Origin of the sequence: Halobacteriovorax sp. GFR8 (assembly GCF_050955245.1) — a bacterium.
Taxonomy (GTDB): Bacteria; Bdellovibrionota; Bacteriovoracia; order Bacteriovoracales; family Bacteriovoracaceae; genus Halobacteriovorax_A.
The window spans coordinates 1,659,674-1,682,375 of record NZ_JBPBLR010000002.1; the positions used below are offsets into that span (position 1 = coordinate 1,659,674).

Sequence of the window (22,702 nt, forward strand, 5' to 3'; positions counted from 1 at the left end):
GCTAGAAGCATTTAATAGAGTTATTATCACCATCATCGTTTTTGTAGCTAACAAAAATCTGATCAAGATTCTCATCGTATTCTACTTTAACGAGATAATTATCAAATACTCCAGAAAACATGAAGCGACTTTTCATCGAAACAAATACAGATAAGTAAATTACATTCTCATTAGGACTCTCTAGCTCAGCTTGATTAAGAGAATAGATATTAAATTTTAACTCATCGGCCTCAACAGAAAGAGCGGCCTTTTGCCCGTCTAAACAAACTTTTCTGTAGTCTCGCTTGATGGTATCCATCACGATCTCTTCAATCTGCGCTGCTCCCCAGCCAGTTTTTGCACCCCAGCCAGTCTTAAAATCAATTTCAATATGATTTTCTTTATACGAATATGGCCTCTCACTAGAAATTAGTGCGAAAGTATTAAATGAGATAATAATTGATAGTAAAATTGATTTAAGCATTTCTTTCCCTCATGTATGATGGGGTATTTATCCTATACCACGGCATTTTCATCAAGTAAGTGTGTAATATATTTAGGTACTTACTAAATAATTTTCTCTATCTGTCGATATGTAAACTATGGAAATTAGGGGTATAGACCTATTTAGCTATATTGATTATCGTCAGTACTTAGAAGATATCTATCTGAGTCGTAAATCTGTCGATAAAAAGTATACATTTGGCCGCTGGGCCAAAGAACTTGGGATCTCAAGTGTCTCAGGGCTCACTATGATTATCAAAGGACAAAGACATCCTGGGCCTCAGATCACGGCCATGTTAATTAAGAACCTTGAGCTAAATAAGAAAGAAGCAGAATTTTTCCAGACTCTAGTCGATGCTAAGAAAAACTCAAAGGGTGACGAGGAAACCTTTAAGGCCATTGTTGAAAAGCGCACTTCAGATGTGACAAGGGCCAATCGCCAAGTTGAATTCAAATGGGAGATGGCACTATTAAGAGAGATGTTAAAATGGAGCGACTTCAAGACTGCTAAAGACCTAAATGCGAAGAAAATGATCTATAAGGGACAAGAAGACTACTCACACATTTTAAAACAAATGAAGAGTGCAAAGATCATTAATATTGAAAATTCAAAAATATATTTAAATAAAGAATACACTCCACAGTACAAGCTTGATATGTCACAATTTCTACCTCTTCATAAAGAGATTTGTGATCTATCTGCCGATAGCTACTATCTACCAAAAGAGCAAAGGGTTTTAGAGCACTTTCTTATTAATGTAAAAAGATCCGATCTTCCTGAAGCAAAGAAGAAGATAATGAAGTTCATTGATGAGTTCACGGAAGAATTTGACTGTGAAAGCGGAAGTAGTGAAGAGCATCAGATCTTTACCTTATCGACACTCTTCTTTCCATTTACTGCTTAATCATTGTATTAGAAATCATTATGCTAGAAAATTTTCCAGGGCCCATACAGTGCAGCCTTACTTGCATCTGCTTTTCAATCTGTGTGTGACCGATTAGTGCACACTGAGAAGGAATGGCATAGTTATATTTAAGCTTTGTGCTAAGCTTATCCTCGTCACTTGTAATTAAGCGAATATTATCACCAAAAAGTCTCTGCATATCTGTATAGATTGCTCCTTTAGAAGCATTCAGTTGTCCCATCTGAAAAATTTGAGAGAAGTTTCCACCAGGAAAACTCGATTCTCGATTAATAGCAGTCTTAGAAGTACTGATGATTTTTTTCCCATCAGTTACCACAAGATGAATATGATAACGTCCTTCGATATAAATCGAATAATTCTGCTCTTCCTTGTAGACGGCCAAAATAGATGCAAGAGGATCGTTCCAATCGCTTTCAAACCTTAATGTTCGCCCACCACTAGAAAGCTTAAATGATAGTCTATTTAGCTCTTGCTGACGTGTAATCAAATACTCATTTATAAAGTCACCATCTACAGTCGAGCGAACTGTCGAAATATTTGACTGATGAATTTGAAGAGATCTCCCCTTTTTAACAATTTTAAAATTATTAATATCATCAAATATAATCTCGTAATATTCATTGAAGCTTACTTCACCAAGAGCATAGACAATTCTAACTTGCCCATTATTTTGAGATTCTTTATCTTGTTCAAGAAATGAAACAAATTGTAATTTTTTAAAGAAAGGAAGATCAAGCATATCTCTTATTTTTGTATCAAATAGATATGATTCTAACGTTCTAATTTGTAGTTTCACCTTATCATCTTCAAGGGATGGCAATAGATAATAAGGCCTCTTTTTTTGTATATTATTTAAAAAGTCGATTGGATCTGTATTATTATCAACTTGTGGCAACTCAAATACCTTACTCACAAGTGGTACTAAGACTTTACCGAGTTTACTAGTTTGCGCTTTTATAAAGTTGAAGTATGGACGCCCTCGATTAAAGTCAAGTCCGCCAAACTGAGTTGCATTCAAGCTCCATCGAGAGTACTCTCCAAAAAGAGGCCTTCCACGTGAATCAAAAGATTCAAGAATATACTCTCGATTATTAGAAGAAGTACCGTAGACAAGAATATCAAGCTTTCCATCAATATTCATATCCACTTTCATGACACTTATAACTTTAATGTCTTGTGAGAATTTTATTTGAAATGGTTCAAAGCTTTGTCTCTCTTCAGATAAGTAGAAAATACTTTTTAAAGATCTATTATTTAAAACAAAGTAGTCTTGCGTACTTTTATTAGCATCAAATTCAATAACCTTTTGTAACTGAGAACTTTTAATATTTGGTGCAATTCTTAAAAGAGCACCTGCAGCGATTTTTGAGACCTGCTTCTTTAATGAAATCGGTAGAGGCACGAAGAACTGAGCATCAAATGACTTATCAGATATTAGAGCTTCTTCTTTCAGAAGCGTCAATTTAAGCCTCTGCCATGTATCAATATCAAGACTTAATAATTTTGCATTTATTTGAACTCGGTTTAAACCTTCTTTTAACGATATTTGCTGGCATCTCTTTTCACCGTAAATCACTTTAGAGCTCAGACAAATACTTGCATCTTCGACTGTATATTCAGAGTAGATATCAAAATCGAGACTGGCACCAAAGCTATCATCTTCTAATTTATCAATTGTGATACTATCCACGTCTTTTGTTAAAATGACCGGAGCTAGAGATTTATTAGAACTACCGCTAAATGAATCAGTAAACTTTTGATAATCAGCAATAAGGAGACCTGAATCAGCAAGGGTCCTTGAATAAGACTTTAATCTTGCTAAAAAATTATAGCTATTAAGACTGAGGTCTTTAACCTTGGCAGCAGCAGCAAGCGCAGTTATATGTGCAATAGAAAAAGATGTTCCTGTTTTAATATCATAATTGCCCACTCGTAGAACCGTTGATTCCATACTTGAAGGAATTGTTCCTACAAGTTTTTCTCCTGGAGCATAGATATCAACCGTTTGACCGTAATTAGATGAAGATACTTTTTGACCTTGAATATCAATTCCACCAACACAGACAACACCATTATAATTACAAGGAAAGATATTTCTTCGTTTGTTATTATTTCCGGCCGAAGCAACAACAATGACATTTTTCTTTAGAGCATAATCAATTGCACTAACAACCTGAGGTGTCTCAATAACCTTTGGGATCCCTAAAGATAGATTTAAAACTTGGGCGCCGTTATTTACGGCAAAAGCGATGGCCTTTGCCAAGTAGCTTGAAACAACTTTTCCTTCATGAGTAAAACCTCTAAAATTTGTGATGGCCTTAACTGGCATGATTTCGATATTTTCAGGAAGTAATCCATCAATACCAACACCATTTTTTTTGGCCGCCAAAATTCCTGCAACAAATGTACCATGACCAATCTCATCTGAAACATTCCCATTTCCATCAAGAACATTATAGCCACGACATGGTAGGGCCTTTTTCTGTTCTTCTGTTTTACCAATACAACCTGGGTAGTACCAAATATTATCTTTAATTTCAGGGTGATTCACATCCACACCAGTATCAATAACAGCAACAATAACCTTGCTAGTGCCAAATTGATCAAGTTGATTCTTAGTGAAATAATTAATATCCACACCCTTAACACCATCAATACTTTTAAAACCTAGCTCTGATGACTTTCTGATATATGATTGACCAGTATTTTTGATATTCCACTGCCTGTGCGATAAATCGATACCAAAGCTACTTTGAGTAATAATAGAGCACATAAGAATAGAAAGAGCTGTGACTTTATTAAAAATCATTTTAGAGTCTCCCTATACCAAAGGCCTAGCACTTCGGCCTTAATCATTCCAAGAACTTTAACAAGCTTATTAATTGGTCCGCCAAAACTTCTCGAGTTTATTTTCCCGTAAGAATTACCTACAATTGGCTTCATCATTAACTCACTTCCGACACGGTAACCTGATAATTGTGATTCAATATAAATATTATCTTCACCAAAAAAGTCTAGCAGAGTCTTTGCATCAACATACTTTGCAAAGTAGTGTCCTACGTGGGCCAAGCACTTTAGCCCCTTTTGCGTTTTATTCTTATTTAAATATTTATTACACCAATAAAGCTTACTTCTTATTGGATCAAGGTCTCCGCAACGAAGTTTTTCTGATATCGTACGTCCAGTATTATCGTTATCGCGGCCACCACGTCTGAAACATCTTCTAATCTTCATTTTACTTGAGATTTTATCAAGTTCTTTTGAAGTAATTGAAAGTATCTTCTTTACTGATTTATCAAAGAAATGAATCTTACTTTCCAATCGTACGAAGTGCATATCTCCAGCATCATTTGCATCTGAAGGCGTATAAAAATCGAGATTGAAGGCCTCACTCTCTTTCTTAAGATACTTCTTAATTGTCTTTTCCTTCATGATGGCCTTCTCATGAGTCTTTCGATAATGCATATACAATTCATTCATATTATCGAGAGTAGCCTTTGCGTTAATATCGCTTAGCTTCGATTCAAACTTTGTCTCATATGTCGTTGCAGCACCAAAAAGCTCCTTCCCAGGGTTTTTGTAGTAGTGCTTTGCTTCTTCAATCATAGGAATGTAGCTCTTATCAAAGCTCAAATCTAAGTTGTTAATAAACTTCTTTAAATTATAAGATGCCACATTCTTTAAAAATTTACCGACAGCAATTCCGTCCATCTCTCCAAATGTTGATGAGATCAATTTGATATTGACTTGATTCTTTATTTTCACAAAGAGTTCTGTGATAGATTTAAAGGTGCGTGAAACGAAAAATAATAAGTTTAGATTAAAAGTCTTATCTTTTGAATTATTATAAACTTGAATATCTTCCGGCCCCATGGCCTCATTAGAGCGATCTCTTAAGATAGATAGAAATTTTGCCGCATTTTGTGAAAATACTAAATCATCTTGTTCTGGATCCATATTGATTTCATAGAACTTCAAATCAAGTTTCGATTTTATCGATGCTGCTTCACTCATAATTATTGGAATTAAATATGAAATTCCTCCACGAGCTCTAACTTCATTTACATAGGCCTCATCATAGTAAACTTGAAATTTATACTTTGATTTTCGGGTAATATGAATTCTTGAAAGTTCTTTATACTTAGTACTTATTGAACCATAACCATTGGCCACACCAAATAAAGGTGCATTTAAGGAAAGAGTTACATCTGGAACAACAGATGTTGAAATAATTATCGATTCTCCAATTCCAAAGTTTTGAGAAATTTCATTATAGATTGAGTGAAGATCGTCTCTTCTTGTTTCACTATCAAGATCTGAAATATTGATTGATTCTTTTAATTTCTCTTCGATATTACGTAGTGTCTTTCCTACTAACATATTCTTATAAGGAGTTTTAATCGCCTCTCTAAGATCTTGCAGAGGCCTCACATGAGTATAGCTTGTATTGATTCCAATATTTGGAAATAATGATCCACCAGTTGTTTGTGAAATAAACCTTTCAAGCCCAATAAAAAGTCCTAAATTTGTTGTAAAACCGATAGTGTCCGCAAGTTGCACAAAATTATCTGTTCCAAGGCTTTGCCCTACGACAACATCACGGCCAAAGATAATATTTCCTCTAACAACAGGTGACTTCCAAGAAGAAAATGGAAGAGGTGGAAACTCTCCATGCTCAGCGAAGTAATCGAGAGCAAAGTCCTTATTGGCCAGAAAGTCTTCTTGTAACCACTTAACCTTGGCCTTTGATAAGTCAAAAGCACTTAAACCTTCACTAATTTTTCCCGTTATCCATTTAAAGGTACTACTTTGCGCCTCTGAAAAAAGAAAAGCAGGAATATCGTCCATTGGTGACTTGCTTGCCCCAAAGCTGAACTGGCCAGCATAACCTTCAAAATTGTGTGGAATAAGAAAACCATCTTCGACTAGAGGATCTTCGATATCTTTCTTATACTCAATAAGAGGTGCATTAATCTTTAATGTCGAAATTAGATTATTTCTTCGACCGATAATCTTTTCGATTAAAAGCTTTTCAACAACTTTTGGATAGTGAGATTCTCTAACAATTTGTGTGATATCATGGCGGTTAAGATTTCCAATCAATCTTGCGATCCACTTAACATCATCATAGGTAGCACTGAAATCCGTAGAGCTTGGATATTCAAAAAGTAGATGATCATTTTTAATCTTTAAAAAGTTGAATGAGAACTTATTAATCGACTCTTCTAAATTTAGAAGTGAATAAACAACAATTAAACTTCTAAGAGTACGAAGATCCTTAGTATCATTGATTGATGTTAGAGCAACATCATAAAAGTCATCTTCTTTAGGGTGTCTTACAAAGATGTCTTTTAAAATGAGGTAATCACTACCCTCTTCAACAAGCCAATTTTTGTAAGAAGCTCCCAGCTTAATAACGAGCTCTACATCTTTAAAATAGTCTTTTTGTTTTTCGTCTTTAAAGTTGATTCTAATATTCTTAAGGTATTTGGAAGTCGGAATAATATAGCCTAAGCTTCTAAGCATATTCTTTCGAAGAAGAATTGTATGGAGTGTTTTTGAAAGGTGTACTTGAAAATTACCTTCACTATTTTGAGCGTTAAATCTTAGGACTCCAGCAGGAGAGCTAATTACTCCAGAGAAGCTAAGTGAATCTGAGTCTCCGATTGGTAAAAGCGCATCGTCTTTATAACGTGAAAAATTATTGGCCCCATTCCATAAATTCGATAGAACTGGAGAAAGCATTGAGAGATCAGCTCCCTCCGCTTGTAGCTCATAGGCCTGTTCTGAATCAATTGGGCCATATTCTATACTATATAGATCAGCGGCCGGCAGAGACTCACCATTTATGGCGACAAGCCCATCGGCCCCATAGGCCTTGGCCGTTAAGAGCGAGATCACTAAAATCAATATACTTAAATTTAAAATTTTCATCACGCTCTAAAGTAACAATATTTGGCGCTAGAGTTTGATCTTTTGAAAGATCTACAAGTGCTGTTTAATCGCTGTACAAGTTCAAAATAAAAGGGCCTATTCAGGCCCTCTTAAATGTGTGGTATTTGGATATAATTTCAATAGCTTATAATTCAATTGAAAGTAGTTCTGGAAGAATAACGTCCTCGATATTTTGAGTCGTTGTTCCAAGGTGTCCAGCGACGTCATCAATAACTTGCTCACGAGCACCTAGATCGTTCTTAGCTGCCATAAATTCTTCAATCGATTTACCAGTAAAGTGCTTGATATTATTTGCAATCGCCTGTTGATCTTGCTCAAGAAGCTCACCATCTTTGGCATTTTCAAGCATTTTCTTAATTTCTTTTTCCATTGTTACAAGTGAAAGAGCCTTGTCAGCAGGAAGTTTGAAGGCCTGAGAATATAGAGATGCTTTGTTGAACATTTGAAGCTCTTCATCATTTGCTGCCATTAAGCCAGTATCCATTGTCTCTTCTTCATCCTCATAGTAGTAACCAGTGTCAAAGCCTTGGAATACAGGATCACCAAAAACATCTGAGCCAACGTAGTCAACGATTTCATAATCGTCGCCCCAACCGTCACCGATAATTCCTAAGTCCCATGCATCATTTGATTGAACATCACGAAATTCGTCAGCAAGACCTTGATTATTTGAGTAATAGTCCCAATAAGCTAGAGTTCTAAGGTAAGTAATATCAACTGCAACGAATTCATTATATTTAGCATCGAAGTAAACAAAGAAGTCTTCTCTAAGAGAATCATACTGATCCTTCTCAAGAGTGTTTAGGTCATAATAGTAAGGATCAACACTATTTAATGCCGATACAAATCCTTGTGCTGTCACGTATGGAGATGTGTATCTTCCGTAAGTAGACGATGAACCAGAGCCTCCGCTTCCACCGCAAGAAACAAGTAACGTACCAAGTGCTGCAACCGCTAATAATTTTTTCATTTATACTCTCCCTCAAAAAAATTGAAACCTCTGCTATTCAGCAAGGCCAGTCATTTATAAAATCTTCGTGATTTTAAAATTAGAATAATGAAACTAGTTCAAGATTCATGCCAACTTTTTTCTCACAAACTTGATACATTTAGTACCATATTGGCCCTAAAGTGGATTTTTTACTGGTGCTTTAAGAAACTGTTAGAAAAATTGGTTTCAACATGCACCTTGCACCGTGACATTTAATGCGATGCTCTCTAAATATGCATTAGGATCCTTTTAAGATTGACCACTTAGACAATATTACTTATATTTTATTTTTAAAATATAAAGGTTGTTTCACGATGAAAGAAGCTATGGATATGGACATTGAAATTGTTGAAAAGAGACTACTTGAGTATCTTCCTCATTATGAGGCCTTCTTTTCTAAAGTTGGTTTTAAGCGCATCGAGGGGGCCATTTTTGGCGTTCTTGTCTACTCTTCAAGGCCACTTGCTTCAGATGAAATCGAAAAAATTCTTGGACTATCTCAACCCGCAGTTTCTAGCGCTTTAAAAACTCTAGCTACATATAAGATGGTGATCTCACATGATCATCCAGAGATTAAACGCATGAAAATTCATGAGGCCAATGATGATGCCATCAATATCGTCTCAAATATTGTAAAGAAGCGCGAACTTGAGATAATTGAAGAGTTTGAAAATATCACCGCTGAATCTCTAAAACTTGTCCATGATGAAAAAAGAAAGAAGCGCTTAACAAATATCCTAACAACAACTCGCTTTGCTAGGTCTCTTAGCGAATTTATTATCTCAATCAGCAAAGAACTCGATAACCCTTATATGGCCATTGAGAAATTCCCGATGGTGACGAAAGTCTTAAAGAACTCTCTTACAGATATCAATCAAATCAAATCAGGGATTACATCAGGGTTAAAGAACTCATTCTTAAATATCGTATCAAAAATAGAAAATGAAAAACATAATAATGGAGTCAATGAATGAACCTATCACGAGTCGTTATAACGGGTGTGGGCCTAACTGCACCAAATGGAAATAGCTTAAAAGAATTCCGCTCAGCTCTTTTAGAGCAGAAGTCAGGAATCACTTATGAAGATGTACGCTTTATGGGACAAATCCCTGTTGGTAAATGTGACTTTGACGAAAGAAAGCATCAGAAAGGTAAAATGAGAAAACGCGGAACACGTGTTGGTGGAATCTCTGTTTACTGCTCAAAAGAGGCATTAGAAGATGCTGGACTAGATATTAATACAATGGATAAGTCTCGTATTGGAATTTATCTAGGAATTACAGAACATGGCCCAGTTGAAACAGAAGAAGAATTATTCCAATTTTATAAGAATAATGATGAGAAGCCGGAGCTATGGACTCACCACCATAACCCAAGAACAGTTGCCAACGCACCTGCCGGAGAAGTTTCTTTAAACCTAGGAATTACTGGACCACATTATACAATTGGTGCAGCATGTGCCGCTGGTAATATGGGAGTTATTCAAGCTGTTCAAATGCTTCAACTTGGTGAAGTCGACCTTGCCCTTGCTGGAGGTGTTTCAGAGTCATCAAACTCATTTGGAAATCACGTTTCTTTTAAAGCACAAGGTGCACTAGCAGACTATCCAGAAGATCAAACTCGTGCTTCTCGTCCATTAGATAATAACAGAAATGGAATTGTTATCTCAGAAGGTGGATGTGTATATACATTAGAAAGACTTGAAGACGCTCTTGCTCGTGGTGCAAAGATCTACGGGGAAATCGCTGGTTATCATACAAATAGTGATGCAACAGATTTCGTTCTTCCAAACCCTGAGCGCCAAATGGAGTGTGTCCACAAGGCCATCGCCAAAGCAGGTATTACAATTAGCGATATCGATATTGTAAACCTACACGCTACAGGTACAAAAATGGGAGATATCCAAGAAGTTGCGGGTATTAAAGAAGCCTTCAAAGATTCACCAGAAGTCGCTGTTAATTGTACGAAAGGTTTAATCGGTCATGCCATGGGAGCTGCCGGAGCACTTGAGCTTGCAGGAAACCTTCCAAGTTTTGAAGATGGGCTAGTTCATCCATGTCATAAAATTGATGAAATCGATCCAGAGTGCGCAATGGATCAGCTAGTTCTTGAAGCACCATTAAAGAAAGACGTTAAATATATCCTTAACAACTCATTTGGGATGTTAGGTATTAATTCAACATTAATCATAAAGAAATACGAAGCTAAGGCTTAATTAAAATTAAAAGTATTACAGGAGAAGAAAATGACACCAGAACAAGTAAGACAAATCGTAGTTGATATTATTGCAGACATCGCAGTTGATGATGATGTTACATCTATTGATGATGCAACTCCTCTAAGAGATCAACTTGACCTAGATTCAATGGACTTTCTTGATATCGTTATGGAGCTTAAGAAACAACACTCAATTGAAGTACCTCAAGAAGATTACCCTGAGCTAGCTTCGATGAATTCTTGTGTTGCTTACCTAACACCAAAATTCCAGTAAGTTTAATAAAGGCCACTTAGGTGGCCTTATTTCAAAAGAAATAATATGACACAAAAATATGACGTAATTGTAATAGGCGCAGGAATGAGTGGACTTGCTGCAAGTATTCGACTTGCAATGTTTGGCAAAAAAGTTGTCTGCCTTGAGAAGCACTCAATTTCTGGAGGCCTTAATTCTTATTACAGACGTGGAAAGAGGAATTTCGACGTTGGCCTTCACGCCCTAACGAACTTTGCCCAAAGAGGAGAACGCGGAAAGCCTCTAACGAAACTTCTTAAGCAATTAAGAATACCATGGGCCGAGCTAGACCTAATTGAACAAAAACAATCAAAGATCATTTTTCCAGAAACAAGTCTGACTTTTACGAATGACTTTGCAGTTTTAACACAAGAAATTGCTGATAAATTTCCTGCATCAATTGATGAGTTTAATCAATTTGTTGCATATATTAGAGACTTCAATGAAGTCGCCTTAAATAATGAAACTTATATGGCAAAAGATGTTGCCAGAAAATATATAAAGAATGAAAAACTTATCTCCATGATCTTTGCTCCCCTTCTAATTTACGGATCGGCTTGGGAAGACGACATGGACTTTTCTCAATTTGTTATCATGTTTAAGAGTATCTATCTGGAAGGCTTTGCTAGACCAGATGGTGGAGTTAGAAAGATCATTAACCTCTTACTTGAGAAATATGAAAAGCTTGGTGGAGAGCTTCGCTTTCGCGCAGGCGTTTCTTCAATCAATACAAGCTCAGACAAAGTGACAAGTGTTACACTTGAAAATGGAGAAGTTCTTGAGTGTGACAAGGTCATCTCAAGCATGGGACATCCTGAAACAATGGCCATAACAGAAGGTCAAACATCGAAAAAAATCGCTGTCGGGCCAATGACTTTTTGTGAAACAATCCTCTGCCTTAATGAGCGTCCTAAAGACTTTGATATGAACGATACAATTCTTTTTTACAACGAAAGAGAAGATTATCAGTACCGAGGACCAAGTGACTTTATAGACAATAAAAGTGCCGTTATCTGCTTCCCAAATAATTTTGCAAGCGATGATAGTGATGAAGGCGTAATTCGTCTTACCTACATGGCAAATTATGAGAAGTGGAAAGAGTTGGTAAGCACTGATCGCAAGGCCTACCTGGCCATGAAGAACGAAGTCTATGAACAATCACTTCAAACACTTAAAACACTTTATCCAAATTCATCTCTTGATGTGAAATTTAAAGATGTCTTCACGCCACATACAATTGAGCGCTACACTGGCCATCTTCGTGGATGTGTATATGGCTCAACAAACAAGTTAAGAGATGGAAGAACTCCAGTAGAGGGCCTTTACTTATGTGGAACAGACCAAGGATTCTTAGGAATTATTGGCTCTATGTTAAGTGGAATCTCCATGGCAAACCTACATGGACTAATGGAATAAAAAGGAAAGATTCGAATGGAATATAATAATGTCGTTATCGAAGACTATGCCTATATAGAACCTCCAGAAGTTCTAACAAGTGATAAACTAGAAGAACTTCTTGAACCAATATATACTAGACTCAAACTCCCTCATGGAAGACTTGAGCTTATGACAGGTATAAAATCGCGAGGTTTTTGGCCAAACTCAACTAGGCCAAGCTCTATTGCGACTGAAGCTGGTAATATTCTCTTAGACAAGCTTTCAAAAAAAGGAATTAAAAAATCAGATGTAAATCTTCTGATTAGCTCAAGTGTTTGCCGTGACTTCCTAGAGCCTTCAACGGCTTCAGTTATTCATGCAAATCTTGAAATGCCAAGTGAATGTATGCTCTTTGATATTTCAAATGCATGTCTTGGAATGGTTAGCGCATGGGAGATTGTTGCTAATATGATTGAAACTGGTGCCATCAAACGTGCCATAATTGTTTCAGGTGAAAATAGTGCTCCTCTACTAGAGAACACAATTAAGACATTGAATGAAGACCAAAGTATTACGAGAAAGTCTGTAAAGAAATTCTTTGCAAATCTCACTATTGGTTCTGCTGGTGTAGCATACTGCCTTGCTCACAAAAGTGAGGCACCAAACGCACCACAAATCACTTCAATTACTAATCGTAGTGATTCAAAAGCAAATAAGCTATGCCAAGGTGACGGCAATCCAGAGTCACTTGTCATGGAAACTGACTCTGAAGAACTATTAAAATATGGTAAGGCCCTAGCAAAGAAAACTTTTGATGATTCGAAACTTGATCCTAAAGAGATCGATATTGTTATTGGCCACCAAGTAGGTAAGGCCCATAAAGAAGTTGTCCTTGGAAAACTAGGTCTTAATAAGCATGAAACCTTTGATACATTTGACACTCTTGGAAACACTGGCTCTGCGGCCCTTCCAATTACATTAGCAAAAATGAGTGATGTTCAAGGGATTGAAAAAGGTAAAAAAATCGCCCTAGTGGGTATAGGTTCAGGGCTTTCATGCTCTGTCCTAGGAGTAACATGGTAATGAATATGACAGTAAATACATGGCAACATGAATACCCTTTTAGAAATAACTTTCTTGAAATTGATGGAAAGAAATATCACTATTTAGACGAAGGAAATCCAGAAGGTGAAGTTATTATCATGCTTCATGGTAATCCAACGTGGTCATTCTACTATCGTAATATTGTAAAAGAATTACAACAAGACTATCGCTGTATCGTTCCAGATCATTTCGGTTGTGGACTTTCTGACAAACCTCAGGACTATGAGTACACATTAGAAAATCATATTAACAATGTGCTTATGCTTATCGACCAATTAGAGATTAAGAAATTCAAGCTTCTTGTTCACGACTGGGGAGGAGCTATTGGAATGGGTGTAGCGACAAGTCGTCCAGAGTGCGTAACAGGAGTCATCCTTCTTAATACTGCGGCCTTTAAATCTCTTGATATTCCAAAGCGTATCGCACTTTGCAAGCTTCCAGTTATTGGTGAGCCAATGGTAAGGGCCTTTAATGCCTTTGCATGGCCTGCTACATTTATGACAACAACAAGGCCACTAGAAAAGCATATCAAGGAAGGCTACCTTCACCCGTATAATAATTATGCTAACCGAATTGCTACAGCTCGCTTTGTTAAAGATATTCCTTTATCAAGTAGTCACCCAACTTATGCGAGACTGTCTCAAATTGAAGATAATCTTAAAAATGTAACATGCCCTAAGATGTTTCTTTGGGGAGCACAGGACTTTTGCTTCAACATGAAGTTTCTAAAACGCTGGAAAGACTTCTATCCACCAGAAAGTGCTGAAACGAAGTATGTCGTGTATCAAGATGCCGGCCACTACGTTATTGAAGATGAAAAAGAAAATTGTCTAAAGGAAATAAAAGGTTTCTTAAATGAATATCGCGCATAGGATTGAAAACTGGGCACAGAAAACACCAGATAAGGTTTGTATAAAGTTTCCAAGGAAAACAGGTAGCGGCTATCATTATGATGAACTTACTTTTAAAGAGTTTAATGACCTAAGCTCACACTACAGCGCTGCTTTGAATCTAGAAGGGATCCAAAAAGGAGATAAAGTTCTTCTCTTTGTTAGGCCGTCATTTGATTTCCCGGCCCTTACCTTTGCTCTATTTAAAATTGGTGCAATTCCTATCTTAATTGATCCGGGAATGGGATTAAAAAATCTTTTCAAAGCAATTAAAGATGCAAGGCCTGATTACTTAATTGCTGTTAATATTGTTCATATTCTTAGAATGTTTAAAAAGGACAGCTTTAAAACAATTAAGAAGTTCTTCACAACAGAAAGTAAGATCTTTCCCCACTTAACAACAATCAAGTCACTAAAGGAAAGAGATCAACTTAATTTTGAAACACAAAAAGTAGAAGGTAATGAGCTTGCGGCCATCCTCTTTACTTCAGGAGGAACAGGACGACCTAAGGGTGTCGAATACACTCATGAGATCTTTAATCGACAAACAGATGTGTTACAAGAGTTGTTTAACTTAACACCTGAAGATGTCGATGTACCAGGTTTCCCACTCTTTTCTTTTTTTACAATGTCCATGGGTATGACTAGTGTGATTCCTGATATGAATCCTAGTAAACCTGCAAAGTGTAACCCAGAAGCACTTGTTAAAAATATCAATGACAATGGTGCCACATTTATTGCTGGCTCACCTGCTATTTGGGAACGCGTTGGAGACTATCTAGAAAAAACCAATCAGACTCTTAAAAGCGTAAAGCATATTGTGATGTTTGGCGCTCCTGTTAGAAATGAAGTTCATGAGAAACTAATAGCACGCCTCGAAAGAGAAGATGCCGATACGTATACGCCATATGGGGCAACAGAGTGTTTACCAGTTAGTTGTTTTAATGGACGAGAAGTCTTAACGAACACTCAATTTGAAACGGCCCAAGGTGGTGGTACTTGCATTGGTCAAGCTTGCCCAGGAGTTGAGATTAGAATTATTAAGGATGTCGATGGCGTGATCAAAGACATTAAAGATACAAAGCAACTAGCTACTGGTATGGTCGGTGAGATCATCGTTCGTTCAAAAACTGCAACTGCTGCCTACCATGAGCTTCCTGATAAAACGAGAGAAGCTAAAATTTATGATGGTGACACTTTTTGGCATCGTATGGGTGACCTTGGAAAAATCGATGCCAATGGACGAGTTTGGTTCTTTGGTAGAAAGGCCCATCAGGTTAAGGCCCATGCAACAACATATTACCCTATTTCAACAGAGGCCATTTTTAACAAGCACCCCCAAGTTAATAAATCTGCTCTAATTTGGATCCTAAGAAATAACCGTGTCCGTCCAGCGCTAACAATTGAGCCAACAGGCAGAGTTATGAATAAGTCGAGGCTTAAGCAAGAGCTAAAAATTATGGCCAATAAATACAGTCACACTAAAGATATCGATGAGATTTTTATTTGCTCTAAATTTCCAGTCGATATTAGGCATAATATTAAAATTGATCGTAAGGCCCTGGCGCAAATGGCCCAACAAGGAAAGCTTAGGTAATAACATGAAAATTCTCGTCACTGGTGTAACAGGCTTTCTTGGCCATCATATTGCGAAAGATCTTTTGAGCGAGGGCCATGAGGTCATCAATTTCTCAAGACGTCACACAAGTGAAGTCCAAGAGCTTGGAATAAGAACACATCAAGGTGACTTAACAAATTTTCAAGATATCAAAGATGCCCTTAAAGGTATTGATGCTGTTTTTCATGTAGCTGGTAAAGTTGGAATGTGGGGAAGAAAAGAGGATTTTGAGAGAATCAATATTGACGGGACAAGAAACCTTCTAAAAGCAATAAAGGAAGCTGGCGTTAAATACCTCGTTTATACAAGTACACCTAGTGTTGTCTTTGGAAAAGAAGAGATCAAAAATGGTGATGAGTCCCTCGCTTACCCAGAGGTCTATTTAAATGAGTATGCCAGAACAAAATCTGTTGCAGAAAGGCTTGTCTTAGAAGCAAATTCGACGAATCTTTTAACAACTGCAATTAGGCCACACCTCATTTACGGCGAAAGGGATAAGAATATCATCCCTACCCTGGTAGAAAGAGCAAAGAGTGGCCGTTTAAAAATTATAGGAAAAGGCAATAATCTAGTGGACATCAACTATGTTGAAAATGCTTCATTAGCACACGTTATGGCCCTCAAGGAACTTGTAGCAGAAGCGAAGAATCAAGGGAAGGCCTACTTTATCGGTCAAGAACGACCAGTGAATCTATGGCACTTTATTAATGAAATTCTAATGGCAAAGGGTGTTGCACCATTAACAAAGAAAGTTTCATTAAAGCTAGTTTATCATATTGGAGCAATTTGTGAGTTCATTTACAAATTGATTGGCAAGTATGAGGGACAACCTGCCATGACACGATTTGTGGCCCTACAAATGGGAACCTCACATTATTTTAAGCACCACAACGCACTAAAAGACTTTGGTTACTCTCCAAAAATTTCAATTGAAGAATCAATTGAGAAGATAAAAAACTAAAGCACTTAAAACTAGTCGATATATTAAAAAGTATCCAAATTGGATTCGCTTAATTAGCTTCATAAAGAAGTGAATTGTAGCAAGTCCTACAACAAATGAAACAATAACGCCCACTACACAACTTAGCATATCAAATTGTGCTCCCTGAGGGTTCCCCATAAGGTTATATGTTTTTAACAAGAAAGCAGCAAAGATTAATGGTAGTGAAAGTAGAAAAGAGAAAGAAGAAGCGTCTTCTTTTGATAGCCCTAAAAACCTCGCAGCTGTAATCGTAATTCCGGAACGCGAAACTCCTGGAAAAATAGCAAGAACTTGAGAGAGACCTATCACAATTGAAGAAGAGGCCCTAAAGCCTTCCATATTCTTATTTGTTTTTCCAATTCGGTCTGAGATAAAGAGGAGAATACCAAAAAAGGCCAAGTTAAAGGCAATAAAGACTTCGTTACGTCCATAGTTTTCGGCCGTTGATTTTAGAATCAGTGCAAAGAATCCTGTAAAGAATGTTGCAATAAGAAAGTTTTTAGTGAAGTTATCACAGCTCTTACCGGGAATAAGAAAGAGCACAGCATTTTTCACAATTCTTTTCACATCATTAAAGAAATAAATCCCTACGGCCAATGCCGTACCAACGTGCATGGCAAGATCAAAGAAAATTCCAGGATCTTTAAAATCATAGATAAAAGGTAGAAGTGCGAGATGCCCAGAGCTAGAAACAGGTAAAAACTCTGTTAGACCTTGAATTATTCCATAGACGACTGCCATCCATAATGTCATCTCTCAACTTCCTTTGTTACTTTTAACGCTTGCGTTGGCGCTTACTCTTTTTAGTGCGTGTCCCCTTTCTTGGAGACTTCTCTAATGCCTTCTTCACATTGACTTGTGAAAGCAATTTAATATCTTTTAATTTTAGAGCAAGAAGGATGTCATTAAAACCTTTAATTGTGGCCTTCGAATAAGAATTTTTGTTTTTGTCCATGGCCAATTGAAAAACAAGACTAAAACGCTGTAAGGCCGAACGAACACTAGAAATATAATCTTCATTATTTGACTCTAGTGCCCTTTTTGCATCCATCTTATAGTATTCAACAAGGTAATTTTCAAGTCCTCTTGTGTAGTCGCGAGTAAATTTAATATCTGTTTTATTTGAAATAAGGTCAAAACCAGCAAGTGGATTAAAGATCTTATCTTTTACCCAAGTTTGTAGACGTTCATTTACTTTTTCTCCCCATCTCGCTTTAAAGAAAAGCGTATTTGAGAAAGCTGTTTGGGCCTTATCATTATCAAGATTTCGATCCCAAATACTTTTGTAGACAACAGGCTTCAACAAAGAAAGACTAAAGAATGTTTCACGATAAATGATATTTTCACCTGAATAGTCTTTTTTTCTAATAAGAATATTTTCACCGCTTTTGATAAAATCAATATAGTTATCATTGGTAATTTCAAGTAATTTCTCTAACTCAATTTTAAGCTGAAGATAAGGTAGAAATTGAAAATGTCCTTTTAAAATAAGCTTTGGAATACTCTTATAATTTACAAGAAATGCATTTGAGATGAGTTCAAAAAGCTCAAGGCTTGCTCTACTGCTAAGGTAATATAGATCATCATCTCCCCTTTTTGACAATTCTAGCACCTTACTTAACTCTGGATAATAGAGATCAAAAAGAAACAAATTATCGCGCGCGATCTTTACAAGAGAATAGAGATCAAATCGTGATGAAATTTTAAAGATACCTTTATTTTCAAGTTTCGTATCCCAAATCGATATTAGTGGACGAAAGATCGTTTTTGAATCAACTTTTCTAATTTCAAAGCTAGGTCTTATGGTAAACCTTGAATTATCTAAATTTGTGAAACTTGAAAATCCGAGGACTGTAGAACCAATTTCAGAAAAAGATTCAAAGTCAGTGATCTCTCCTTCAACAAAAGTTTTTAGGCCAAAATCCACAAATTGATTACTAAATAATTGCTGCTTATACATTAGGGCACTAAATGGAGTGAGGCCAATTGAGACAACACATATTATTGTAGCGACTAAGTAAGATAAGACTTTTGACCTATAAGTAATTCTTGAGGCCGTAAGCTTCACGCTTATTGGTGACTCAACCCCTCTTGCGAAGATATCCAAAATGAGACGTACTGGTAATAAGATCAAACGCATGATCGCACATAATCTTTTTTGTATGGCCGAAGCCGCCGTAAGTCTAACACCACAAACATATTGACCGAGTGTAATACTAAAGAATAGTGAGCAATAGAATACATAGAGAAAGTATGTAATCAAGTAGACATAGAGATGCTGAATTGAAGCGCCAAGATTTTTAATATTAAAAATTGCATTTGTGATAGATAAAATAAACTCACTACCTAAGAGCCCATAGCTTATAAATAAGCAAAGACATAAATCGATAATGGTAGCAGTAATTCTTAGGTAGCGATTTGTATAAAATGTCATAGATAATTCAACCAACGGCCACTATTTTTGGCACTCAAATTTTAAATATTCTCAATTATAGAAGTATTTTAACACCATGAAATCTCATGTTCCATTACATAAAATCAGCGACTTATTTGCACCCTTGTGTATTTATTTAACCAATTTATTAGGTCAAGCATCAATTCATTAATAAAATAAAGAAAATTACTAAAATGTCGATAAGTATAAAGCATTGAATTGACAGGGGAAGTAAAGTGAAAAGATTAACGAAGGCCAAAGAGCAAAATAACTTAAGAAAGAAAGGAACTGGTTCCTCTTTCAAAAAAGTTAAAGTCAGCGTAATGGCGTTAACACTTATTCACTCATCTATTCCGATGAGCGCATTCGCTTTTAAGAAAAATGGTGAGTCTTGGGCAGAGTTCACGGCCGGCTCAGGAATGAAAACTGTTATTGGTGGGCTAAACATGATTGGGGATATTTCTCAACAAATGTACAACCAAGGACGCCTATCAAACACTGAGATCCAAGCACTTCAGGCCTTCAATAAGTCAAAGGCCGATGCTCAACAAAAGCTTCAATCAAGAAGAATGCACCCTGCTTTTAACTGCCCTCTTGCTCCAGAGCCAATTCTTGCACCAAATGGAGCCTGTAGTATTGGTGGGAATCTTAAGATCCCTGAGCAAGCACTAGAATTTGGACAAAATATTTTAAATGAATACACAAGCTTTCTGAAACCAAGAAATACTCCACCATATGTTGGTTCTCAATGTATTGAGGATGGAATGAAGAGTATTCAAGATAACTTTGCTTCAATGACTTCTCAGTATGATCGCATGATTGAGCAATTCGAAGCAGAACTTAAGAAAGTAGCAGAGATTCAAAAGAAAAATAGAATTAAGATCAAAGAAGTTCACGCTCTACTTAACGGTGGTGGAAATAATGTAAGCCAGGACTTCATTAATACTGACTTTAATAAAATTATGCCAGCTTCATGTGTGGAAGCATATGATGTGAATAAAATCATTAAGAAGCAAGGTGGGCTTGTTGGCCTAAAAGATAGAATGAGCAGTGATGACCGTAAGGCAAAACGCTTTAGAGGAAGCTCTCTTATCACAATGAGAAATCAAATTGAATCTGATAAGAAAAAAGTTGCTCAAAGACTTGCGACAGGTGGTTACGATGAAGCACTAAGAGAAGACCTTTTTAAAGGAACTCAATTTGCGAACCTATTTTCATCAGCAAGAACTTTTGCAGCTCAAAATACAACAGCGAAACTTAAGAAAGTGCAAACAATGCTTTCAAGTCTTGGAGTAAGTGATGCAGACCTTCCAAAATTTGATGATCCAAGCTTCTTAATAAAAGTTGATCGCCTAGCTTCAAAATCAGAAGATTCATACAAAGAGAAATTCATTATCGATTGTATGACTGGTAAAAATGCTGCTGCCTACTCGACTCCAATTAACCAAGCAGTTAACTCATTTGATAACGTAAAACTTGGAAATCAAGGTGACACTCTTTCATCATTTAAAAGAGCTGCATCTAATGCATTCTCTGATCCAACATCTCTATCTTCTCTAGACAGTGTTGCTAACTCATTTAACAACAATGATATTAGAATCACAGTTTCTAACAGCAGTGGAAATAGTGTGACAAAATCAGCTAAGGAATACTATAGCGATATCAAGAATGAATGTGTTGCTATCTACAATGGTGACCTAAAACCAGCTGGTGATGTGGCAAATCTTGAAACATACCGTGCAGAAGCAAAAGCTCTAAAAGCTGAAGCTAAAAAACTTCAGTCTCTAACAAAGAGAACACTTGCCTCAGAGGGTAACGGAAGTATCATGGCGGAAATTGATGAGCTAATTTACAATTGTAATGGAAATGCAGTTGAGCTTAGCAAGTGTGGGCCAGATGTATATGAAACATCAAGCAAATCATTTTGTGTAACTCAAGCAGCAGCTTGTTCAGACAATGTAAATACATGTGCTACTTTTACAGAAACATTAGTTAATGCAAAGACAGCAGAACTTAAGCAAAAAGCAGATACTTACAATGCTCAAATGCAACAGTATGAAAACAAAGCAAAGGCCTTAATGGCACAAATGCAAGCTCATATGAAACAAGTTTCTGATCACGCATATAAGAATATGTTCCCTAACCTAACACCAGAAATGGCAAGAGCATATGGTATCCCAGCTTCTTCTGGTCTTACTTTTGGTAAACTTCAAGACCTTGATCAACCAATGGATGAAGCTGAAACAAAAGGTATCTTACTAGAAAAAGATCCTGAAGCCTTTATGCGTGACCTACTAGCAGGAATGAATGGTAATAGTGCAAGCATGAGAGCTGATCTTAACAAATGGTTTGAGAATCAGAACACTCACCTAGCTTCACAAGTTGAAAAGATTAACCAAAGCCTTCAAGAAGAAAGAGGGAAATGGCAAGAATTCGTTTCAAATTGTGCAACAGCTATTAATGACAGAAACCAAGCGGCACAAAAAGCAGCGAAAGAAGGTGCAGAAAAAGCCGCAGAAGCATCACAACAACAAGTTGAGTTCTGCTACAAACTAAAAGGACTACAGGACTCAAGTCCAGGCCCTGGTTGTACAGGAGACAATAATGCAAGTGATCTATACTCAGATGCAACAGAAATTGCTTCCATCCTTCAAGCACAATCAGGAGGACAGTCACCTCTTCAAATGGCAATGAATGGTGGTTCTTCAAGTACTCTAATTTTTGAACAGATTTCTGAGTATAAGAAACTATGTGCAAGTGCATCTGCAGAAGGAAGTATTCCTTCTGATGGTGAATCAAAAGACTCATCAAACAGTGGAAAATCTCTTGCTCAACTTCAAAGTGCTTGCTCTAACAGTGGGCAAAATGATGAGCAGCTGATCACTTCTCTAACAACGAAACTTACAGACAACCTTTCAGAGGAAGGAAGTAAGTACAAAGAAGATATTGAAAACTTCATTAACAATGACACTCAGATTGGAGATGATGCACTTAAGGCGATCTCTGATAAGAATATCATTATCGCTCAGCAAATTAAGTCTCTTAAAAACAGAGCAGCTGAGATTAGTGGAGACTATGATGGAAAAGGTCTTTGTAAGATGCTTTCATCAGGGCGTGACCAATATGTTGGTAAGCTATGTGATAAAAAGGCCGATACAGCAAAAGAAGAGTGTATCACTAGAGAAAGAAAAGACTTTGAAAAAGATAAGCTAGTTGCTTTAGGAGTTGCTTACGAGGCGAAAATTATTACTCAAATTAGCTCTCCAGGACTTCAAAGTGAATGGAACCGTATTGGTGAGAAGTATAGTGGAACAGCTTGTGCGGCCATTAATGGATCTCAATATGGACAAAAAGGATTTATTCCAGGGCTTATTGAAAAGATCGATCGTGACCTAGCGTCAGATGGAATGATTCAGTAACTCGATAGAATAGA

16 protein-coding genes are annotated in these 22,702 nt (G+C 36.7%); 10 read left to right on the forward strand and 6 right to left on the reverse strand.

The window, feature by feature from the left end; translation table 11 throughout:
- Window position 1 precedes the first annotated feature (1 nt).
- Window positions 2–463 carry a hypothetical protein gene (locus tag ACRXC1_RS08390; RefSeq protein ID WP_433658013.1) on the reverse strand — a complete coding sequence of 154 codons (462 nt, stop codon included), beginning with the start codon at window positions 461–463 and terminating at the stop codon, window positions 2–4.
- A 118-nt stretch (window positions 464–581) separates the two neighbouring features.
- On the opposite strand from ACRXC1_RS08390, the gene ACRXC1_RS08395 reads away from it, so the two are divergent.
- Complete coding sequence (locus tag ACRXC1_RS08395; RefSeq protein ID WP_433658015.1) at window positions 582–1,388, forward strand: TIGR02147 family protein; 807 nt, start codon at window positions 582–584, stop codon at window positions 1,386–1,388.
- On the opposite strand, the gene ACRXC1_RS08400 is transcribed toward ACRXC1_RS08395, so the two are convergent.
- The 3 genes from ACRXC1_RS08400 to ACRXC1_RS08410 all read right to left on the reverse strand — a co-directional run bounded on the left by ACRXC1_RS08400 (window position 1,378) and on the right by ACRXC1_RS08410 (window position 8,334).
- Window positions 1,378–4,218, reverse strand: a complete 2,841-nt coding sequence (locus ACRXC1_RS08400) for a S8 family peptidase (RefSeq protein WP_433658017.1) — start codon at window positions 4,216–4,218, stop codon at window positions 1,378–1,380. The two genes, ACRXC1_RS08395 and ACRXC1_RS08400, sit on opposite strands and share 11 nt — an antisense overlap.
- A complete protein-coding gene (locus tag ACRXC1_RS08405; RefSeq protein WP_433658019.1) occupies window positions 4,215–7,310 on the reverse strand; it encodes a hypothetical protein in 3,096 nt (1,031 codons plus the stop codon). The genes ACRXC1_RS08400 and ACRXC1_RS08405 overlap by 4 nt, the downstream gene beginning before the upstream one ends.
- A 178-nt stretch (window positions 7,311–7,488) precedes the next feature.
- Window positions 7,489–8,334 (reverse strand): hypothetical protein, encoded by an 846-nt coding sequence (locus tag ACRXC1_RS08410; protein ID WP_392911733.1) that lies wholly within the window; start codon window positions 8,332–8,334, stop codon window positions 7,489–7,491.
- Between the two features lie 335 nt (window positions 8,335–8,669).
- On the opposite strand from ACRXC1_RS08410, the gene ACRXC1_RS08415 reads away from it, so the two are divergent.
- From ACRXC1_RS08415 to ACRXC1_RS08450, 8 genes are read left to right on the forward strand one after another with little or no spacing between them, the layout of a single operon-like run.
- Window positions 8,670–9,329, forward strand: a complete 660-nt coding sequence (locus ACRXC1_RS08415) for a GbsR/MarR family transcriptional regulator (protein ID WP_393092659.1) — start codon at window positions 8,670–8,672, stop codon at window positions 9,327–9,329.
- Window positions 9,326–10,570 carry a beta-ketoacyl-[acyl-carrier-protein] synthase family protein gene (locus tag ACRXC1_RS08420; protein WP_392911737.1) on the forward strand — a complete coding sequence of 415 codons (1,245 nt, stop codon included), beginning with the start codon at window positions 9,326–9,328 and terminating at the stop codon, window positions 10,568–10,570. Before ACRXC1_RS08415 ends, ACRXC1_RS08420 begins: the two co-directional genes overlap by 4 nt.
- A 30-nt stretch (window positions 10,571–10,600) precedes the next feature.
- Window positions 10,601–10,846 carry an acyl carrier protein gene (locus ACRXC1_RS08425; protein WP_103217109.1) on the forward strand — a complete coding sequence of 82 codons (246 nt, stop codon included), beginning with the start codon at window positions 10,601–10,603 and terminating at the stop codon, window positions 10,844–10,846.
- A 45-nt stretch (window positions 10,847–10,891) separates the two neighbouring features.
- Window positions 10,892–12,280, forward strand: a complete 1,389-nt coding sequence (locus ACRXC1_RS08430; RefSeq protein WP_433658023.1) for a phytoene desaturase family protein — start codon at window positions 10,892–10,894, stop codon at window positions 12,278–12,280.
- 15 nt (window positions 12,281–12,295) lie between these two features.
- Window positions 12,296–13,324: a 3-oxoacyl-ACP synthase III gene (locus ACRXC1_RS08435; protein ID WP_433658025.1), complete on the forward strand. Its 1,029-nt coding sequence runs from the start codon at window positions 12,296–12,298 to the stop codon at window positions 13,322–13,324.
- The gene (locus ACRXC1_RS08440; protein ID WP_433658027.1) at window positions 13,324–14,217 is read left to right on the forward strand and encodes an alpha/beta fold hydrolase; all 894 of its coding nucleotides are present in this window, start codon (window positions 13,324–13,326) and stop codon (window positions 14,215–14,217) included. Before ACRXC1_RS08435 ends, ACRXC1_RS08440 begins: the two co-directional genes overlap by 1 nt.
- Window positions 14,201–15,832 (forward strand): fatty acid CoA ligase family protein, encoded by a 1,632-nt coding sequence (locus ACRXC1_RS08445; protein ID WP_433658029.1) that lies wholly within the window; start codon window positions 14,201–14,203, stop codon window positions 15,830–15,832. The genes ACRXC1_RS08440 and ACRXC1_RS08445 overlap by 17 nt, the downstream gene beginning before the upstream one ends.
- A gap of 4 nt (window positions 15,833–15,836) precedes the next feature.
- Complete coding sequence (locus ACRXC1_RS08450) at window positions 15,837–16,814, forward strand: NAD-dependent epimerase/dehydratase family protein (protein WP_433658031.1); 978 nt, start codon at window positions 15,837–15,839, stop codon at window positions 16,812–16,814.
- On the opposite strand, the gene ACRXC1_RS08455 is transcribed toward ACRXC1_RS08450, so the two are convergent.
- Entirely contained in the window at window positions 16,791–17,588 is a 798-nt protein-coding gene (locus tag ACRXC1_RS08455) for an undecaprenyl-diphosphate phosphatase (protein ID WP_392911749.1), read from the reverse strand. The genes ACRXC1_RS08450 and ACRXC1_RS08455 overlap by 24 nt on opposite strands.
- Window positions 17,589–17,610: 22 nt before the next feature.
- A complete protein-coding gene (locus ACRXC1_RS08460; protein WP_433658034.1) occupies window positions 17,611–19,269 on the reverse strand; it encodes a hypothetical protein in 1,659 nt (552 codons plus the stop codon).
- Window positions 19,270–19,505: 236 nt separating this feature from the next.
- Here ACRXC1_RS08460 and ACRXC1_RS08465 point away from each other — a divergent pair, with 236 nt between their 5' ends.
- The gene (locus tag ACRXC1_RS08465) at window positions 19,506–22,688 is read left to right on the forward strand and encodes a hypothetical protein (RefSeq protein WP_433658036.1); all 3,183 of its coding nucleotides are present in this window, start codon (window positions 19,506–19,508) and stop codon (window positions 22,686–22,688) included.
- Window positions 22,689–22,702: the final 14 nt, after the last annotated feature.

Excerpts from the sequence above, each read along its gene's own strand:
- ACRXC1_RS08440 (WP_433658027.1), top strand. The coding sequence starts at position 13,324 with ATGAATATGACAGTAAATACATGGCAACATGAATACCCTTTTAGAAAT.
- ACRXC1_RS08460 (WP_433658034.1), bottom strand. The coding sequence starts at position 19,269 with ATGACATTTTATACAAATCGCTACCTAAGAATTACTGCTACCATTATC.
- ACRXC1_RS08430 (WP_433658023.1), top strand. The coding sequence starts at position 10,892 with ATGACACAAAAATATGACGTAATTGTAATAGGCGCAGGAATGAGTGGA.
- ACRXC1_RS08420 (WP_392911737.1), top strand. The coding sequence starts at position 9,326 with ATGAACCTATCACGAGTCGTTATAACGGGTGTGGGCCTAACTGCACCA.
- ACRXC1_RS08395 (WP_433658015.1), top strand. The coding sequence starts at position 582 with ATGGAAATTAGGGGTATAGACCTATTTAGCTATATTGATTATCGTCAG.
- ACRXC1_RS08400 (WP_433658017.1), bottom strand. The coding sequence starts at position 4,218 with ATGATTTTTAATAAAGTCACAGCTCTTTCTATTCTTATGTGCTCTATT.
- ACRXC1_RS08445 (WP_433658029.1), top strand. The coding sequence starts at position 14,201 with ATGAATATCGCGCATAGGATTGAAAACTGGGCACAGAAAACACCAGAT.
- ACRXC1_RS08450 (WP_433658031.1), top strand. The coding sequence starts at position 15,837 with ATGAAAATTCTCGTCACTGGTGTAACAGGCTTTCTTGGCCATCATATT.
- ACRXC1_RS08410 (WP_392911733.1), bottom strand. The coding sequence starts at position 8,334 with ATGAAAAAATTATTAGCGGTTGCAGCACTTGGTACGTTACTTGTTTCT.
- ACRXC1_RS08415 (WP_393092659.1), top strand. The coding sequence starts at position 8,670 with ATGAAAGAAGCTATGGATATGGACATTGAAATTGTTGAAAAGAGACTA.
- ACRXC1_RS08425 (WP_103217109.1), top strand. The coding sequence starts at position 10,601 with ATGACACCAGAACAAGTAAGACAAATCGTAGTTGATATTATTGCAGAC.
- ACRXC1_RS08435 (WP_433658025.1), top strand. The coding sequence starts at position 12,296 with ATGGAATATAATAATGTCGTTATCGAAGACTATGCCTATATAGAACCT.
- ACRXC1_RS08455 (WP_392911749.1), bottom strand. The coding sequence starts at position 17,588 with ATGACATTATGGATGGCAGTCGTCTATGGAATAATTCAAGGTCTAACA.
- ACRXC1_RS08390 (WP_433658013.1), bottom strand. The coding sequence starts at position 463 with ATGCTTAAATCAATTTTACTATCAATTATTATCTCATTTAATACTTTC.